The sequence below is a fragment of the Pseudomonas sp. PSPC2-3 genome, from assembly GCF_049898265.1.
GTDB classification, from domain to species: domain Bacteria; phylum Pseudomonadota; class Gammaproteobacteria; order Pseudomonadales; family Pseudomonadaceae; genus Aquipseudomonas; species Aquipseudomonas veronii.
Map to the genome: position 1 here is coordinate 1 of NZ_JAFCXJ010000005.1, position 18395 is coordinate 18395.

Genomic DNA, 18395 nt, shown 5'->3' on the forward strand with positions numbered 1-18395 from the left:
AGCCTCGCCGGCATGGGCGCCGGGGCCGGCAACGCGCCGCTGGAAGTGTTCATCGCCGCCGCCGAACGCCTGGGCTGGAACCACGGCACCGACCTCTACACCTTGATGGACGCAGCGGATGACATCGTGCGGCCGTTGCAGGATCGGCCGGTGCGGGTCGACCGCGAGTCACTGGCGCTGGGGTATGCCGGGGTCTATTCGAGCTTCCTGCGCCATGCCGAAATCGCTGCGGCCAAGTACGGTTTGAAGACCGTGGACATCCTCGTCGAGCTGGGCAAACGCCGGATGGTCGGCGGCCAGGAAGACATGATCGTCGACGTCGCGCTGGACCTGTTGGCCGCTGGCAAGCACACACACTGAGGAGGCGCGCATGAGCTATCAACTGCAGATTCTTCCGGTCGGCCTGAGTTGTCCGCTACTGCCTGAACAAACCGTGCTGGACGCGGCGCTGGCTGACGGCCTGATGCTCAAGCACAGCTGCCGCACCGGCACGTGCGGCAGTTGCAAGGGCCAGGTGCTCAGCGGTGAAGTGGAGCACGGCGACAGCCCGCTGGAGGTGCTCAGCGCGGCCGAGCGGGCGCAGGGGTTGGCGCTGTTTTGCTGCGCCACGGCGCGCTCCGACCTGGTGATCGAGGCGCCGGAAGTGACGGCGTTGCGCGGTATCGGCATCCAGCAGATGGGCGTGCGTGTGGCCAGCCTCGACAAGGTCAGCAGTGACGTTGCAGTGCTGCGGCTGACACTCGCCCCGGGCGCCGGGTTTACTTATTTTCCGGGCCAGTACGTGCAGGTGTTGCTCAAGGATGGCAGCCGGCGCAGCTATTCGATGGCCACCCACACCCCACGGGACAACCAGTTGGAGCTGCACATCCGGCACATGCCCGGCGGGGTGTTCAGCGGGCATGTGTTCAACGCCTTGCAACCCAAGGCCATCCTGCGCATGGAAGGCCCGTTCGGCTCGTTCTACCTGCGCGACAGCGAGCGGCCGATGATCTTCCTGGCCAGCGGCACCGGTTTTGCGCCGATCCAGGCCTTGCTCGAACAGCTGCGCGAACAGGGGCACAACCGGCGTCCGGTTTACCTGTACTGGGGCGGCCGGCGCCGTGAGGATCTGTATCGGCATGAACAGTTGCTGGCCTGGGAGGCCCAGTTGCCGTGGCTGCGCTACACCCCGGTGCTGTCCGATCCTACCCCGGCCTGTGATTGGCAGGGCGCGACCGGCTTCGTCCACCGCCAGGTGCTGAGCGACTTCCAGAGCCTCAAGGGGTTTGAAGTGTATGCCTGTGGCGCGCCGATCGTGGTTGATTCAGCGCGGCGCGACTACGTCGAGTTGCGGCAACTGGAGGCGGCCGACTTCTATGCCGACGCCTTCGTCTAGAGCCTGACCGTGCGCGTTTTTAGCGTGCGTGCCCCCAGGCCAGGTGAATCAGGCGGCTCCCCGAGGCCGCCGGTTTGCTTGCCTGTCCAACAACAAGAATCCTGAGAGGCTTGCGTGCTGAATCTTAGAAAATGGCGCATCACCACGCGTATTGGCGCGTTGGTGGTTGGCCTGGGCGTGTTGATCATTTGTCTGGCCATCTGGCTGGGCCTGTTGCTGCAGCGCTCGTTGCTCGAAGAAAAAATGGCGGGCGTCGACACCGCGCTGAACACCGCCAATTCGATCCTTGCGTACTACGCCGGGCAAGTGGAAAACGGCCACATGAGCCTGGCGTTGGCCCAGCGCCAGGCCGCCGAGGTGGTCGGAACCCTGCGCTACCTGGGCGATAACTATTTGCTGATCCTCGACCTGGACTATCGGATGATCATGCACCCGACGGCGCCAGCGTTGGTGGGCAAGGCGCTGGGCGACTTCAAGGACCAGAACGGCAAGCCGTTTTCCCGCCAGTTCGTGGAGGGCGCGCGCGAGCAGGGGCGGGTGTTGGTGGATTACTACTTTCCCCGTGCCAATGGCGCGCCGGCCGAATACAAACTGTCTGAGGCGCGCCTGTTCAAGCCCTGGGGCTGGGTGGTGGCGAGCGGCATCTACCCCAGCGATGTGCAACGGGTCGTCAACCGCGTGTTGGTGGCGCCGGCATGGATCAGCGCCGTGGTGCTGCTCGGGTTGATGCTGTTTGCCTGGATGATCATCCGCAGCATTACCCGGCCGCTGCGTGAGACGGTCGAGGTGCTGGGGGCAGCGGTCAGCGGGCAAACCGACCTGACGATACGGCTGCCCGCCGTTGGCAATGACGAACTCACGCAACTGTCACGCAGTGTCAACTGCTTGATCCATGCCGCCCATGAAGTCAGTCGAGGCACGGCAGTGGCCAGCGGGCAGGTGTTGCGCTTGAGTGACGACCTCGGCGAGGTCACAGCGGCTACCCAGACCAGCCTCGATCACCAACTGTTGGAAACCGACAGCCTGGTCACCGCCATGAATGAAATGGTCGCCACCGTGCAGGATGTCGCACGCAACGCCGCCGTGGCGGCAGATGCCACGCGGCTGGCCGAAGGGCAGGCCAGCGATGGGCAGCACATCGTTCAGTCGACCATCGACGCTATCCAGCAATTGGTCGAGGCGCTGTTCGGCACCCATGCACTGGTCAAGCAACTGGAGGCTGACTCCAGCCGAGTCGGCAGTGTGCTGGATGTGATCAGCGCGATTGCCGAGCAGACCAACCTGCTGGCGCTCAATGCGGCAATCGAAGCCGCGCGGGCGGGCGAGTATGGGCGGGGGTTTGCGGTGGTCGCCGATGAGGTGCGGACCTTGGCTCAGCGCACGCAGGCCTCCACGGTGGAGATCAAGCAGATCATCGAGCAGGTGCAGTCAGGTGCCCGTGGGGCGCTGGAGCGCATCGTCGCAAACGTCGAAACGGCACGTGTGCCGGTCGAGATCTCGGCGCGGGCGGGCGACGCCTTGAAGCGGATCACCCAGTCGGCCGCGACCGTCAGCGACATGACCTTGCAGATCGCCAGTGCGGCCGAGCAGCAGGCGGTGACGGCGGATGAAATCAGCCGCACCCTGGCGCGCATCCATACGCTGGTGACGGTCAGCGGCGCGTCCAGCGTCAGCACGCGTGATTCCAGCGACGCGTTGCGGCAGTTGGCACGGGTGCTGGAAGGGCAGGTCGAGCAGCTCAGGCTCTGAAGGCGGCTGGTTGCTGCGGATCGCGCATGACCGCGTTTGTCTAAGCCCGCTTGTGCCTGTTGACGAGGTTCGTCAGGCGTTGCGGGGGGCTCCATGGTCAAAGTCGAGTTGGGCCGGCGTATATGCATGACGGCAGTATCGCCACCCTCGAGCCGGGATTTCCCGGCTGGACCGATCTCCCTCGTTGAGGCTGCCCCGCGCCGAACGCCACGCTAGCGCTGATTGAGCATGGCCAGCATGCGTGGCGCGATAAAGCGATGGAACGGCGCCACCGGCAGCATATACAGGCGGCCCAGCCAGTTGTGCGGCCGGACCACGGTGGAGAGCACCACCCGGCGCGCCCCTTGCGCGTCGAGTGGCATAAGGTTGATGGCCAGGTACACATCCAGGTGCCGGTCCTGGTCGACCAGCAGCACTTCGTCGGGGGTTTGCGACACCAGCGTGAAAATCCCCACCCGGTCGCCGGGCCGATAGTCGGCGTCCGCACGCTCAAGGTCGATGCGTGTCAGCCTGCCGAGGTCTTTGAGGCCAAACACCTGCACCAGTCGATTGCGCAGCGCCATCAATCGGTCGATCCAGACCGGTGTCCGGGCCATCAGCCGCAGCCCATGCCGCAACGCGCTGCGCTCGCGGTCATCGGCGAAGGTGCTCTGGCAATCGATGAAGCTGGCGCCCATGGCATGGCGGGCAATGCTTGAGTCGAGCGGGAGAGCGCAGTGGCTGACGCTGGCGTTCATAAGGGGTGTCCGAAGGCCATGTAGGGTGGGTAGGGCGTTGTCATTTGGGTTCCACGAGGTGCCGGGTTCGCACGAGCGCAGGATCAAGTGGGCCAGAAAGTGCAGGGCATCCTCAAGCTTTTTAATTGCTCAGTGCCGCGCACCAATGAAAAGCCCAGGGGATCAGGCGCTTTGTCGGCCCACTGAACGCAAAAAAGGCGCCCGAAGGCGCCAAGGGGTTCACCCTGACCGAGGGAGCCGGGTGAAGCCGTTCACAGCAATGGTCGCGGTGGTAAGGCGCGACGGGAACGGAAGCGGGGCGCGCCGAGTGAAGGTGCGCAGGGGTTCATTTGGGGTAACACACGACGGCCTAGGCCGTCGCGGGCGTGCGTTGCGGCTGCCAGGTTTCGCTGGCGGTCTGGTCCATGGCTTCCTGGATCGCCCGCTTGCGGTTGGCTTCGGCCTTGCGGCTGAAATACCAGACCATGAACGTCATCAGCGACACCGCCATCAGGATCAGGCTGGCCACGGCGTTGATCTCCGGCTTGACCCCCAGGCGCACGGCAGAGAACACCTCCATCGGCAGGGTGGTGGAGCCAGGCCCGGAGACGAAACTGGCGAGCACCAAGTCATCCAGGGACAAGGCGAACGACATCATGCCGCCCGCTGCCAACGACGGCGCGATCATCGGGATGGTGATCAGGAAAAACACCTTGAGTGGCCGCGCGCCGAGGTCCATGGCGGCTTCTTCGATGGACAGGTCCAGCTCGCGCAGGCGTGCCGAGACGACCACCGCGACATACGCGGCGCAGAACGTGGTGTGGGCGATCCAGATCGTCACCAGGCCGCGTTCCATGGGCCAGCCGATCATCTGCGCCATCGCCACGAACAGCAGCAGCAGCGACAGCCCGGTGATCACTTCCGGCATCACCAGGGGCGCGGTCACCAGGCCACCGAACAGGGTCCGGCCCTTGAAGCGGGTGACCCGGGTCAGCACGAACGCGGCCAGGGTGCCCAGGACCACGGCGGCCACGGCGGTGTAGCAGGCAATCTCCAGGGAGCGGGCCACCGAACCCATCAGTTGGGTGTTGTCCAACAGCCCCAGGTACCACTTGAGCGACCAGCCGCCCCAGACCGTCACCAGCTTGGAGGCGTTGAACGAATAGATCACCAGAATCAGCATCGGCAGGTAGATGAACAATAAGCCGAGCACCAGCATCAGGGTCGAAAAACTGAAACGCTTCATGCCCGTGCCTCCATTTCTTTGGCCTGGCTGCGGTTGAACAGCACGATGGGAATAATCAGGATCGCCAGCATCACCACCGCCAGGGCGGACGCCACCGGCCAGTCGCGGTTGTTGAAGAACTCCTGCCACAGCACGCGGCCGATCATCAGGGTCTCCGGGCCGCCCAGCAGTTCCGGGATCACGAACTCGCCGACCACCGGAATGAACACCAGCATGCAGCCGGCGACGATGCCGTTCTTGGCCAGCGGCACGGTGATTTTCCAGAAGTTGTTGAAGTTGCTCGAACCCAGGTCCGAGGCGGCTTCCAGCAGGCTCTGGTCGTGCTTGACCAGGTTGGCGTAGAGCGGCAGCACCATGAACGGCAGGTAGGCGTAGACCACGCCGATGTAGACCGCCGTGTTGGTGTTGAGGATTTCAATCGGGCTCGATATCAGGCCGCACCCCATCAGGAACGCATTGAGCAGGCCGTTATTGCTGAGGATGCCCATCCAGGCATAGACGCGGATCAGGATCGCGGTCCAGGTCGGCATCATGATCAGCAGCAGTAATACGTTTTGCATTTCCTTGCGGGTCTTGGAAATCCCATAGGCCATGGGAAAACCGATCAGCAGGCACATCAGCGTGCTGAGCAGGGCGATCTTCAGCGAGCCCAGGTAGGCCGAGATGTACAACTCGTCGGCACCCAGCAGGCTGTAGTTACCCAGGTTCAGCAGCACCTGGAGTTTCTGGTCGACGAAGCCGTAGATCTGCGAATACGGCGGAATCGAGACGGTCGCTTCGGAGAAGCTGATCTTCATCACCAGGAAAAACGGCAGCATGAAAAACAGGAACAGCCAGAGGAAGGGAATGCCGATCACCAGCTTGCGACCGCTGGGCAGCACACGGATCAACGCTTGATGGAAAGTGCTCATGGTCGATGTACTCATGCCCGCAGTACCACGCCGCTGTCGTCTTCCCACCACACGTACACAGTGTCGCCCCAGGACGGTCGGGAGCCACGGCGTTCGGCGTTGGCCATGAACGACTGGACGATCTTGCCGCTGGGCAGCTCGACGTAAAACACCGAGTGCCCGCCGAGGTAGGCGATGTCGTGGACCTTGCCGCTGGACCAGTTGTGCGCGCAGGTCGGCATTTGGGTGGTGACCAGCAGCTTTTCCGGGCGGATGGCGTAGGTCACCGACTTGTCTTCCACCGAAGTGGCGATGCCGTAGCCGACGTAGATGTTGCGGTCCAGGTCCGCGCACTTGAGCACCGCGTGGCCTTCGGCGTCGTCGACCACCTGGGTGTCGAAGATGTTGACGTTGCCGACGAACTCGCAGACCAGGCGGCTCACCGGCGCTTCGTAAACGTCCACCGGGCTGCCGATCTGGGCGATCCAGCCCAAGTGCATGATGGCGATGCGCTGGGCCATGGTCATGGCTTCTTCCTGGTCGTGGGTCACCATCACGCAGGTCACGCCGACGCGTTCGATGATCTCCACCAGTTCCAGTTGCATCTGCGAGCGCAGCTTTTTATCCAGGGCGCCCATGGGTTCGTCGAGCAGCAGCAATTTCGGGCGTTTGGCCAGGGAGCGGGCGAGGGCCACGCGCTGGCGCTGGCCGCCGGAGAGCTGGTGGGGTTTGCGCCGGGCGTATTGGGTCATGTGGACCAGCTTGAGCATTTCCTCGACCCGCGCCTCGATCTCGCCGGCTGGCAGGCGGTCCTGCTTGAGGCCGAAGGCGATGTTCTGGGCCACGGTCATGTGCGGGAACAGGGCATAGGACTGGAACATCATGTTGATCGGCCGCTCATAGGGCGGCATCTCGGTGATGTCCACGCCATCCAGCAGGATGCGGCCTTCGGTGGGCCGTTCGAAACCGGCGAGCATGCGCAGCAGGGTGGATTTGCCCGAACCCGAACCGCCGAGCAGGGCAAAGATCTCGCCCTGGTGGATCTCCAGGGACACATCGTCCACGGCCACGGTTTCGTCGAACTTCTTGGTCACGCGGTCGATCTTCACCAGCACCTTTTGCGGTTGCTGATGACCTTCCAGTGCCTTGCGATAAATGCTGGAGGCGTTTGCCATGTGAAACTCCCAACAGGTCGTCGGGCCAATGCGGCCTGACGTAATAAGGTTGATTGCAAACCTGCACCCTCAGTGCAATGCAGGTTTATTCGGCACCGCCGTCCTGGCTGCCTGGCCTTGCTTGTTGTTGTTCGGGTATTGCCGTTCACGCCGCACGGCAGGCGCACACAGGTGCGCGCGCCGCGTGGGCAGGGCGTGTCAATCGGTAAAGCGAGTGCTGGCGGCCCGGTGCGGGCCGCCTGGTGTCAAAGGCGCTGACGCTGCGCGGCACGTTGCCGGCAGGCATCGCCAAAGGCCTGGAAAATACTCAGGTAGGCCGGGTTCGACAGGACCTGCCATTCCGGGTGCCACTGCACGCCAAAGGCAAACGCCTGGCTGTGCTCCACGGAAACGGCTTCGATCAGGCCATCCGGGGCCAGGGCCTCGACCCGCAGGCCGTCACCCAGGCGGTCGATGCCCTGACTGTGGATCGAGTTGACCTGGATCTCGCCGGCCAGGCCCATGGCCTCGAACATGCCGCCGGGCTGGATCGCCACCGGGTGTGCCGGGGCGTACTGGACGTCGAGGCGCGGGTCGTCGGCTTCGCGGTGGTCCATAAAGCCCGGCAGTTCATGCACCTTCTGGTGCAGGCTGCCGCCAAAGGCCACGTTCATTTCCTGGAAGCCGCGGCAGATGCCGAGGACTGGCACGCCGGCCGCCACCGCAGCCCGCAACAGGGGCAGGGTGGTGGCGTCGCGTTGCGGGTCATGGGCGGTGCCCGGCGCGCTGGGAGCGCCTTGATAGTGGAAGGGTTCGACATTGGACGGCGAGCCGGTGAACAGCAGGCCGTCGACGTAGTGCAGCAGGTCCTTGATCTCGCAGAGGTCCGCCAGGGAAGGAATGATCACCGGCAGCCCGAGGGCCGCGACGCTGACAGCACGCAAATACTTGTCGCCGCTGACATGGTAGGGGTGCAAGCCAATCTCTTTGACGCACGCTGTAACACCGATCAATGGCTTGAGTGCCATTTTTATCACCTCGAAATTCACGCTGGAACGAGTTTTTCCAGAGCTTATCTCCGTTGATTTTAATTAACAACTTCAATGTAAAAAATTCTAAACGCTTGCGAGTGTGTTTGTGTTGATTGGTTGGGTTGGTGCCCAATTTTGGTGCTATAGCTACCAATATAATTAACGTGTGGTGCCCGTTCTCGCTATTGACTTCACTTTGGCTTTCGGATTGACTGCTGCCACGAAACAGCTTTGAACATAATAATTAACACATAGGTGCATCATGTCGGTCCCACTGCGTACCGTTCAGCTCAACGAAGCCAACGCCTTTCTGAAAAAACACCCGGAGGTCCTGTACGTCGATCTGCTGATTGCAGACATGAATGGCGTGGTGCGCGGCAAGCGTATCGAACGCACCGCCTTGCATAAGGTGTATGAAAAAGGCATCAACCTCCCCGCGTCGTTGTTTGCCCTGGACATCAATGGCTCCACCGTGGAAAGCACTGGCCTGGGCCTGGATATCGGCGACTCTGACCGCATCTGCTACCCGATCCCCGACACCCTGAGCATCGAGCCCTGGCAGAAGCGCCCCACCGCGCAGCTGTTGATGACCATGCATGAACTCGAGGGCCAGCCGTTCTTCGCCGACCCACGGGAAGTGCTGCGCCAGGTGGTGAGCAAGTTCGACGAACTGGGCCTGACCATTTGCGCCGCGTTCGAGCTGGAGTTCTACCTGATCGACCAGGACAACGTGAACGGCCGTCCGCAAGCGCCGCGCTCGCCAATCTCCGGCAAGCGCCCGCATTCGACCCAGGTCTACCTGATCGATGACCTCGACGAATACGTCGATTGCCTGCAGGACATCCTCGAAGGCGCGAAAGAGCAGGGCATCCCTGCCGACGCCATCGTCAAGGAAAGCGCCCCGGCGCAGTTCGAGGTCAACCTGCACCACGTCAGCGACCCGATCAAAGCCTGCGACTACGCGGTACTGCTCAAGCGCCTGGTGAAAAACATCGCCTACGACCACGAGATGGACACCACCTTTATGGCCAAGCCCTACCCGGGCCAGGCCGGTAATGGCTTGCATGTACACATCTCGATCCTCGACAAACAGGGCAACAACATCTTCGCCAGCGAAGACCCCGAGACCAACGACGCCCTGCGTCACGCCATCGGCGGCGTGCTGGAAACCCTGCCGGCGCAGATGGCGTTTCTCTGCCCGAACGTCAACTCCTACCGCCGCTTCGGTGCGCAGTTCTATGTGCCGAACTCGCCGAGCTGGGGCATCGACAACCGCACCGTGGCCGTGCGCGTGCCGACCGGCGCGGCGGATGCCGTGCGTATCGAGCACCGGGTGGCCGGCGCCGACGCCAACCCTTATCTGCTGATGGCCTCGGTATTGGCCGGTATCCACCACGGCCTGACCAACAAGATCGAGCCGGGGGCGCCGGTCGAAGGCAACTCCTACGAACAGAACGAGCAGAGCCTGCCCAACAACCTGCGCGACGCCCTGCGCGAGCTGGACGACAGCGAGGTCATGGCCCGGTACATCGACCCGCTGTACATCGACGTGTTTGTCGCGTGCAAGGAAAGCGAACTGGCCGAGTTCGAAAACTCGATCTCCGACCTTGAGTACAACTGGTACCTGCACACGGTCTGACGGCCCTCCCACTTTTTGCGTTGAGCACACCCTATGACCAAGCATCGCAACGACTGGGAGCAGTACTTCCAGTCCCTGAACCTTGAAGGCCGGGCCTTTATCGGCGGCGAATACCGTTGGGCCGCCAGCGGCGAAACCTTTGACAGCATCAGCCCGGTGGACGGGCGTTTTCTGGCCACGGTCGCCAGCACCGATGAGGCCGACGCCGACGCCGCGGTAATCGCTGCACGCCAGGCGTTCGAATCCGGGATCTGGCGCTTGCAGGCCCCGGCGGCGCGCAAGCGCGTGCTGATCCGTTTCGCCGATCTGATCCTCGAACACCAGGAAGAACTGGCGCTCCTGGAAACCCTCGACATGGGCAAGCCGATTGGCGACTCCATGGCCATCGACGTACCGGCCACCGCCAACGCGATCCGCTGGAGCGCCGAGGCCATCGACAAGCTCTACGACGAAGTGGCGCCCACGCCCCACGACCAGTTGGGCCTGATCACCCGCGAACCTTGCGGCGTGGTCGCGGCCATCGTGCCGTGGAACTTCCCGATGATCATGGCCAGTTGGAAGTTCGCGCCGGCCCTGGCGGCGGGTAACTCGTTCATCCTCAAACCTTCGGAAAAGTCGCCGCTGACCGCCATTCGCCTGGCCCAACTGGCGCTTGAGGCCGGCATTCCCGCAGGCGTGTTCAACGTGCTGCCGGGCTACGGTCACACCGTCGGCAAGGCGCTGGCCCTGCATAGGGATGTGGATGTGCTGGCCTTTACCGGCTCCACCGCGGTGGCCAAGCAACTGCTGGTGTATTCCGGCCAGAGCAATATGAAACGGGTGTGGCTGGAAGCCGGTGGCAAGAGCCCCAATGTGGTGTTCGCCGATGCCCCGGACTTGCGCGGTGCCGCCGCCGCTGCGGCTGCAGCGATTGCCTTCAACCAGGGCGAAGTCTGCGTGGCCGGTTCGCGCCTGCTGGTGCAGCGGTCGATCCGCGAGCCCTTCATTGCGCTGCTGGTGGAGGCGTTCCAGGCCTGGAAGCCGGGGCATCCACTGGACCCGGCGACCAAGGTCGGTGCAGTGGTCGATCAGCGGCAACTGGACAACGTGTTGCGCTACATCGAGATCGGCAAAGAGCAGGGCGCCCAACTCTTGGTTGGCGGCCAGCGCGCCCTGCAAGACACCGGTGGCCAGTACGTGGAACCGACGGTTTTCGACGGCGTGACCAATGCCATGACCATCGCCCGCGAAGAAATCTTCGGCCCGGTGTTGTCGCTGATCAGCTTCGACACCGAAGAAGAAGCGCTGTCGATCGCCAACGACAGCATCTTCGGCCTGGCCGCCGCAGTGTGGACCGCCGACCTCAGCCGCGCCCACCGCTTTGCCCGGGGCCTGCGTGCCGGCAGCGTGTGGGTCAACCAGTACGACGGCGGCGACATGACCGCGCCGTTCGGCGGCTTTAAACAGTCGGGCAATGGCCGCGACAAGTCGCTGCACGCCTTTGACAAGTACACCGAGCTCAAAGCCACCTGGATCAAGCTCTAAGCCCAAATAACAACGGCGATTGCCGGCGCGTGCCGGCCAGTCGCCAGGGAGTCCTAACCATGCAACCCCATGTAAACAGCTATTACGCCGCGACCCGCAACCACACCGGCGACTTCCCTGTGCTTGAAGAGTTGGTCGAGTGTGATGTCTGTGTCATCGGCGCCGGCTACACCGGCCTGTCGTCGGCGCTGTTCCTGGCGGAAGCCGGCTACAGCGTCACCGTGCTCGAAGCGGCCAAGGTCGGCTTTGGCGCCAGCGGGCGCAACGGCGGGCAACTGGTCAATTCCTACAGCCGTGACGTGGATGTCATCGAGCAGCGCTACGGCGAAAAGAGCGCCGAAATCCTCGGCAGCATGATGTTCGAAGGCGCCGAGATCATTCGCCAGCGCATCCAGCACTACGACATCCAGTGCGACTACCGCCCGGGCGGGATCTTCGCCGCGTTGAACAAAAAACAGCTCAAAGGCCTGGTCGAACAGAAAAGCAGTTGGGAGCGCTATGGCAACCGCAACCTGCAACTGCTCGACGCCAAGGACATGGCAGGCGAAGTGGGTTGTGAAAATTACATCGGCGGCCTGCTGGACAAGCAGGGCGGCCACGTCCATCCGCTGAACCTGGCCCTGGGCGAAGCCAGCGCGATTATCGGCCTGGGCGGCAAGATCTTCGAACAATCGGCGGCCGAGGAAATCACCTACGGCGAACCCAACGTGGTACGCACGGCCAAGGGTGTGGTTCGCGCCAAGTACCTGCTGATCGCCGGCAATGCCTACCTGCCGCAGAATCTCGACCCACGGGTGACGCGCAAAAGCATGCCCTGCGGCTCGCAGATCGTGGTCACCGAGCCGCTGTCAGAGGAAGTGGCACGCAGCCTGATTACCCACAATTACTGCGTCGAAGACTGCAACTACCTGCTCGACTATTACCGTCTGACCGCTGACAACCGCCTGCTGTACGGCGGCGGCGTGGTCTACGGCGCCCGCGAGCCGGACGACATCGAACAACTGATCCGGCCGAAGATCCTCAAGACCTTCCCGCAGTTGAAAAACGTCAAGATCGACTACCGCTGGACCGGCAACTTCCTGCTGACCATGTCGCGCATGCCGCAATTCGGCCGTATCGAAAAGAACGCCTACTACATGCAAGGGTATAGCGGCCACGGCGTCACCTGTTCGCACCTCGCGGGCAAGCTGATCAGCGAAGTGATCCGCGGTGACGCCGAACGCTTCGACGCCTTCGCCTCGCTGCCGCACATGCCGATGTTCGGCGGCCGCACCTTCCAGGCCCCGCTGACGGCCATGGGCGCCGCCTACTACGCCCTGCGCGACCGACTCGGTATTTGACCGGTCAGCCACACACGCGCCGCGAGCCCCCGGCCCACGCCACCTTCGGCCGCGGCCGCGGGCTTGCTTTTTTTGCGCATGCAGGCATATTCAGCAGCGCTACAGCTCCACCCGCAAACGTGATTTAATAGCCGCCTTTCAGGTTTCCGGGTCGGGTAATCGGCGAATTTCGCAACATTGCCTGCCCGCGCTCGCCCCAGCTCCTGCAGCGCTATCGCAACCAATAAACATCACGACACTCACCCCTTATATAAGGCAGCTATGGACACGGGCACCCGACTCAAACTCGTTCGCGAAAGCTACAAACTCTCCCAGCGCGAGCTGGCCCGTCGTAGCGGCGTGACCAACGCCACCATTTCCCTGATCGAACAGAATCGCGTCAGTCCCTCCGTCAGTTCCCTGAAAAAGCTGCTGGAAAGCATCCCCATGTCCCTGGCGGACTTTTTCACCTTCGACCAGCCGCCACGCGAACACCAATACGTCTTCCGCGCCAACGAACAGCCCGACCTGGGTCGCGACGGCCTGCGCCTGCTGCTGGTGGGCGCGCCGATCCCCAGCCGCCAGATGCGCTTTCTGCGCGAGCAGTACGCACCCGGCGCCAGTTCCGGCGAAGAGCCGATCGTGCATGTCGAAGGCGAGGAGTGCGGCCTCGTCACCCGTGGCACCGTCGAACTCACTGTCGATGGCCAGGTCAGCATATTGAACCCGGGGGATGGTTATTACTTCCCCACCACCTTGCCCCACAGGTTCCGCAATATCGGGCAGGATGAGGCGGAAATCATCAGCGCGAATACCCCGGCGAACTTCTAGGCCAGCGCCCGGCGCCTAATCGAGCAGACTAAGCTCCCGGGCCCGGCTCATGGCCTGGATGCGACTGGTGACCTGGAGCTTGGCGTAGAGATTCTTCAAATGCCATTTCACGGTCTCGCTGGAGATGTCCAGGCTGCGGGCGATCTCCTTGTTCGATTGCCCTTGAGCCACCAGCAACAGCGTCTGGCTTTCGCGCTCGCTCAGGGCACAGCCCAGGTCAGGCTCGGTGATGGGCGTCGAGTCCAGCAGGCTTTGTATGTAGTCTTTGAACGGTGCCTTGAGATCCTTGAGGGCGCTGAGCAGGTCCGTCAGCTCGGCGCCGCTGTCGAGTAATGTCTGTTTCATATGTTGGCGGCGTGCGGTATCCAGCACCGGCAGCAACACCTCCATCGCCTGTTTGCCCTGGCCATCGCGCCACAGGCTCAGCGCCCAGTGCGTACGTGCGCGCAAGCCATCGAGGACTTGCCCGCCGCGCTCATCCTCATCCACTTGCAGTGCCCAGGTGCGGGCGGCTTCGCCATGTTTGCCGTCATTGGCCAATACACACGCATGGCTGACTCGATGGTTGCGCTCAAGGGCCTGGTGCAAAGGTGCCTCGGCCCGGTGGTGGCTGCTCAAGTCGGCCAGTTGCTGGAGCAAGTGGCGGGCCTGGGACGGGGCGTTGCTGTGAAGGTGCGCCTGAATCTGTTCGGCCAGCAGCAACCCTTGCAGGCGTGGCCAGCGCCGTAGCGTTGCCAGTTGTTGGGCGTGCTCCAGCAAACGATGCGCCTGGCTGTAGTCGCCTGCGTGTAACGCACTGCGGGCCAGGGCGCGGTAGGCGCTGAACAGGGCATCGAGCGGCGCAATCGCGTCCACCTGACGCAGCCGTGGCTGCAGTTCGCGGTGCAAGGCCTGCCAGTCACCGCGTTCGTACCACAGTTCGGCGAGCAGCGCGGTGAGGGTGGCGCTGCCGCTCGATTGCGCCCCTGTCAGTTGCTCGGCGTGTACCAGGGCCTGGCGGTAATAGTGCTCGCCGCTCTCCAGGTCCGCCTGGCGGACATGGCTCAGGCCCAGAATAAAAGCGCGGTAGACACTGACAAACAGGTTCTCCGAAGGCGTCGCCGGGCATGGCATGTGCCTTTGCACGGCTTGCGCATCCTGATAACGCCCGCGCACCAGATAGTCGTAACTGAGGATGTTGCACACCAGGCCATCGACCCAGCGATCCCCGCTGGGCAACTGCGCCAGTAGCGGTTCCACATGCTCCAGGCCCTGGCTGATGCGTTCGGCGAAGGACTCGTTGATCGCGCAGATCACCTGGCGTTTGATCAGCAGGCGCGGGCTGACGCCGGGCTGTTCCAGCAACGGGTGCAGGTCGAGCAGCAACTGCCGTGATTCGTCGAAACGAAAGTGGTGGGCCAGGGCCCAGCTCAGGTTCAGTTGCAGGTCGATGCGTTGCTCGTCCAGGGGCGACAAGGCGCTCAGCGGCAGGTTTTGCAGCCAGCGCACCAGGGTGTCGATATCGCCTTCTTCGGCGAGGGACTGGGCACCCTTGTCGGCACAGGTGGTGCTGTTGGCCAGTTGTCCGGCGGCCAAGGCATGGCGGATGGCTTCAGCCCAGTATTGATGGGCGGCCAGCCAGTTGCTGGCGCGTTGATGCAGTTGGGCAACATCGGTGTTGCTGGCGGACAGGCGCTGGTGAAGGGTCTCGGCAAACAGCGCGTGGTAGCGGAACCAATGCCCCTGGGGATCGAGGGAGCAAATGAACAGGTTGTGCTGTTCGATGAACCCTAGCATCTGTTCGCCGTCCTCGCGCCCGGTAATGGCGTTGCACAAAGACGCGGTGAAGCGATTGAGGATCGAGGTGTGCAGCAGGAAGCTCTGCACCCGGGGCGGCAGAGGCTCCAGCACCACGTCTTGCAGATAACCACCGATCACCCGCGATCCGCGTTCCAGATGTGCCCAGCGGCGCACCGGGTCGCTGCCGGTGGGCGGTGCCAAGGATGCCATCTGGATCCCGGTGATCCAGCCTTCGGTCAGGCTCAGCAGGCGTTGCAGGTCGGCGGTGTCCAGCTTGAGATCGGTGGTGCGGGAAAAATAGCCCGCTGCTTCGTCGAGGTTGAAGCGCAACGCGTTGGCGTCGATTTCCACCAGTTGGTTGCGTGCGCGCAGGCGGCTCAAGGGCAATTGCGCGGCGTTACGGCTGCCTATCAACAGGTGCAGGCAAGCGGGGGCGTGCAGCACCAGTTCGAGCAGGTCTTGCTCTATCAACTGATGGCGGACCAGATGCACATCGTCTAGCACCCAATACAGCGGCTGTTGGCGCAGGTTGAGTTGGTTGATCAAGGCGCGCATAAAGCCTTGTGCGGACGGCTGCAGGTCGCCGGTCAAATCGGCCAAGGCCGGGTCGGCGCTGCGCAGGGCGGCCAGCAGATAACGACGAAAGTATTCGGGACTATCGTCCTGCTCGTCCAGGCTCAACCACGCCACGCTGTGGCCCTGGTCGAGCAGGCACTGGCGCCATTGGCTGAGCAGGGTGGTCTTGCCGAAACCGGCCGCGCCGCACACCAGTGCCAGACTGCGTTCGTGCAATAGGTCGAGTTTTTCCAGCAGGCGCGAGCGGCTCAGCAGGGTGCCGGCCGCGCGGGGCGGGCCGAGCTTGGTGCTGATCAGCGGCAAGCCATGACGGAGGCTGAACGCGCCCTGGCTGTAGGCAGGCAATGTCAGGTGATCCATGGATGGTCGTCTTGGTGTGGTCGAGTATCGATCATTATTTTTGTAGACCCTCGTTTTGCAAGGTTAATCCCCTCAAGCGGCAATTACCGCCCCCCCATCCGGGTAGTTATGGCATCGGCCAGAGCCTCTTACCGTACCGCCACGCCATCGTCGGTCGCCTGATTCAGGTCATCGACCCCCCTATAAAAAACCAGAGATGAGGGCGAGCCCATGTCGCTTAGCAAGTCAAAACTGCTTCAGGCCTATCGCAAGATGCGCGAGATTCGCGTGTTCGAGGAGCGGCTGCACCAGGAAAACACCACTGGGGATATCCCCGGCTTCATCCACTTGTACAGCGGCGAGGAAGCAATCGCCGTTGGCGTCTGCGAGAACCTGACAGACGCTGACTATATCGGCTCGACTCACCGTGGTCACGGCCACTGCATCGCCAAGGGCTGTGACCTGCACGGCATGATGGCGGAGATCTTTGGCAAGGAGTCGGGCCTGTGCCGGGGTAAGGGCGGCTCCATGCACATTGCCGACCTGAGCAAGGGCATGCTGGGCGCCAACGCCATCGTCGGCGGCGCACCGCCTCTGGCCATTGGCGCCGCACTCACGGCGAAAACCCTGGGCACGCGCAATGTGGCGGTGTCGTTCACCGGCGACGGTGGCTCCAACCAAGGCCTGGTATTTGAAGCCATGAACATGGCCGTGGTGCTCAAGTTGCCAACGGTATTCGTGTTCGAGAACAACGGTTTCGGTGAGGCCACCGGCCACGATTACGCGGTCGGTGGCCGGGATATCGCCAACCGCGCCGCCAGCTTCGGCATGCCTGCGGTGAAGGTCGACGGTACCGACTTCTTTGCCGTCTACGAAGCCGTAGCCGTCGCGGTGGAGCGGGCACGCAATGGTGAAGGCCCGAGTGCCATCGAGGCTGTTGCCCACCGCTGGCACGGGCATTTCGAAGGCGACCCGATGCTGTATCGCGCCGACGGCGAAGTGGAGCGCCTGCGCCGAGACAACGACCCGCTGCAAATTTTCAGTAAGCAAGTCGAGGGGCAAATATCCGCAGAGGAACTGCAAGCCATCGATGACGAGGTCCAGGCCCAGGTCGATGACGCGGTGGCCAAGGCTCGCATCGCCGATTACCCATCGGTGGACAACCTGCTGACCGACGTTTACGTCTCTTACTGAGGATTTGGAATATGGCAATTCGTACTTTTCGTGAAGCAGTCAAAGAAGCCCTGGCCCAGGAGATGGAACTCGATCCGCGCGTCGTGTTGATCGGGGAAGACGTTTGCGGCGGCCAGGCCGGTACCGCCGAGGTCGGCAGCAAGGGCGAAGCCTTCGGTGGCGTGCTGGGGGTGACCAAAGGCTTGTGGACCCAGTTCGGCTCGTCCCGGGTGATCGACACACCGATCACCGAGTCGGCGATCGTCGGCATGGCCGCAGGCGCAGCGGTGACCGGTCTGCGGCCGGTGGCCGAGTTGATGTTCATGGATTTCTTCGGCGTGTGCCACGACATGCTCTACAACCAGGCGGCGAAGTTCCGTTACATGTTCGGCGGCAAGGCCAAGGCCCCGCTGGTGATTCGCGGCATGATTGGCGCCGGGTTCTCCGCGGCCGCCCAGCACTCGCAGTCGCCCTACAACATCTTCGCGACCACCCCGGGCCTCAAGGTGGTGGTGCCGTCCAGCCCTTACGACGTCAAAGGCCTGCTGATCCAGGCGATCCGCGATGACGACCCGGTGGTGTTCTGTGAACACAAGATCCTCTACGACATCAAGGGCGAAGTGCCCGAGCACGCCTACACCATCCCTTTTGGCGTCGCCAACTACACCCGCGAAGGCACCGACGTCACCATCATTGCCCTGGCAGCCATGGTGCACAAAGCCAATGAGGTGGCGGACAAACTGGCGGCTGAAGGGATCTCTGTGGAGGTAGTGGACCCGCGCACCGTGTCGCCGTTGGACGAAGAGGGCATTCTTGAATCCGTGGCCTCTACCGGGCGCGTGGTGATTGTCGACGAGTCGGCCGCGCGCATCGGCTTTGCCCATGACATTGCCGCGCTGATCGTGTCCCAGGCGTTTTACCACCTCAAGGCACCGATCATCATGGTCACGCCGCCGCACACCCCGGTTCCGTTCTCACCGGTGCTGGAGCAAGCGTGGATCCCTAGCGTACAACGCATCGAAGCCGCCGTTCGCAAAGTGATGGAGGGCTGACC

At 62.9% G+C, this 18395-nt stretch carries 14 protein-coding genes and 1 pseudogene; 9 read left to right on the forward strand and 6 right to left on the reverse strand.

Features of this window, described 5'->3' with window-relative positions; genetic code table 11:
• The 3 genes and pseudogenes from mhpE to ACP7E3_RS12645 form a co-directional block, all read left to right on the forward strand.
• Nucleotides 1-360 (forward strand): annotated as a pseudogene (gene mhpE, locus ACP7E3_RS12635) (4-hydroxy-2-oxovalerate aldolase); the annotation flags it as partial.
• Between the two features lie 10 nt (nt 361-370).
• A complete protein-coding gene (locus ACP7E3_RS12640; protein ID WP_128191493.1) occupies nt 371-1375 on the forward strand; it encodes a CDP-6-deoxy-delta-3,4-glucoseen reductase in 1005 nt (334 codons plus the stop codon).
• Between the two features lie 114 nt (nt 1376-1489).
• Complete coding sequence (locus tag ACP7E3_RS12645; RefSeq protein ID WP_046486945.1) at nt 1490-3124, forward strand: methyl-accepting chemotaxis protein; 1635 nt, start codon at nt 1490-1492, stop codon at nt 3122-3124.
• Between the two features lie 212 nt (nt 3125-3336).
• Here the strand turns inward: ACP7E3_RS12645 and ACP7E3_RS12650 are convergent, their stop codons facing one another.
• From ACP7E3_RS12650 to ACP7E3_RS12670, 5 genes are all read right to left on the reverse strand, one after another.
• Entirely contained in the window at nt 3337-3861 is a 525-nt protein-coding gene (locus ACP7E3_RS12650) for a DUF2867 domain-containing protein (RefSeq protein WP_046383264.1), read from the reverse strand.
• A gap of 349 nt (nt 3862-4210) precedes the next feature.
• Nucleotides 4211-5086 (reverse strand): ABC transporter permease subunit, encoded by an 876-nt coding sequence (locus tag ACP7E3_RS12655; RefSeq protein WP_057004032.1) that lies wholly within the window; start codon nt 5084-5086, stop codon nt 4211-4213.
• Nucleotides 5083-5964 (reverse strand): ABC transporter permease subunit, encoded by an 882-nt coding sequence (locus ACP7E3_RS12660; protein WP_162231507.1) that lies wholly within the window; start codon nt 5962-5964, stop codon nt 5083-5085. Before ACP7E3_RS12660 ends, ACP7E3_RS12655 begins: the two co-directional genes overlap by 4 nt.
• Before the next feature lie 44 nt (nt 5965-6008).
• Nucleotides 6009-7151 (reverse strand): ABC transporter ATP-binding protein, encoded by a 1143-nt coding sequence (locus tag ACP7E3_RS12665; protein ID WP_046383267.1) that lies wholly within the window; start codon nt 7149-7151, stop codon nt 6009-6011.
• Between the two features lie 245 nt (nt 7152-7396).
• Nucleotides 7397-8158 carry a gamma-glutamyl-gamma-aminobutyrate hydrolase family protein gene (locus ACP7E3_RS12670; RefSeq protein WP_057004033.1) on the reverse strand — a complete coding sequence of 254 codons (762 nt, stop codon included), beginning with the start codon at nt 8156-8158 and terminating at the stop codon, nt 7397-7399.
• A 265-nt stretch (nt 8159-8423) separates the two neighbouring features.
• Here ACP7E3_RS12670 and ACP7E3_RS12675 point away from each other — a divergent pair, with 265 nt between their 5' ends.
• The 4 genes from ACP7E3_RS12675 (at nt 8424) to ACP7E3_RS12690 (ending at nt 13474) form a co-directional block, all read left to right on the forward strand.
• On the forward strand, nt 8424-9800 hold the full coding sequence (locus ACP7E3_RS12675; RefSeq protein ID WP_017845581.1) for a glutamine synthetase family protein: 1377 nt from the start codon (nt 8424-8426) through the stop codon (nt 9798-9800).
• A 33-nt stretch (nt 9801-9833) separates the two neighbouring features.
• Nucleotides 9834-11324, forward strand: a complete 1491-nt coding sequence (locus ACP7E3_RS12680) for an aldehyde dehydrogenase (protein ID WP_426123250.1) — start codon at nt 9834-9836, stop codon at nt 11322-11324.
• 59 nt (nt 11325-11383) lie between these two features.
• On the forward strand, nt 11384-12664 hold the full coding sequence (locus tag ACP7E3_RS12685; protein ID WP_232566566.1) for an NAD(P)/FAD-dependent oxidoreductase: 1281 nt from the start codon (nt 11384-11386) through the stop codon (nt 12662-12664).
• 261 nt (nt 12665-12925) lie between these two features.
• Nucleotides 12926-13474 (forward strand): cupin domain-containing protein, encoded by a 549-nt coding sequence (locus ACP7E3_RS12690; protein ID WP_010563061.1) that lies wholly within the window; start codon nt 12926-12928, stop codon nt 13472-13474.
• A 15-nt stretch (nt 13475-13489) separates the two neighbouring features.
• Here ACP7E3_RS12690 and ACP7E3_RS12695 read toward each other — a convergent pair whose 3' ends face one another.
• On the reverse strand, nt 13490-16189 hold the full coding sequence (locus ACP7E3_RS12695; RefSeq protein WP_046383270.1) for a LuxR C-terminal-related transcriptional regulator: 2700 nt from the start codon (nt 16187-16189) through the stop codon (nt 13490-13492).
• A gap of 210 nt (nt 16190-16399) precedes the next feature.
• On the opposite strand from ACP7E3_RS12695, the gene ACP7E3_RS12700 reads away from it, so the two are divergent.
• Together ACP7E3_RS12700 and ACP7E3_RS12705 are read left to right on the forward strand one after the other, a co-directional pair.
• A complete protein-coding gene (locus ACP7E3_RS12700; protein WP_046383271.1) occupies nt 16400-17362 on the forward strand; it encodes a thiamine pyrophosphate-dependent dehydrogenase E1 component subunit alpha in 963 nt (320 codons plus the stop codon).
• 11 nt (nt 17363-17373) lie between these two features.
• Nucleotides 17374-18393: an alpha-ketoacid dehydrogenase subunit beta gene (locus tag ACP7E3_RS12705; RefSeq protein ID WP_046383272.1), complete on the forward strand. Its 1020-nt coding sequence runs from the start codon at nt 17374-17376 to the stop codon at nt 18391-18393.
• Nucleotides 18394-18395: the final 2 nt, after the last annotated feature.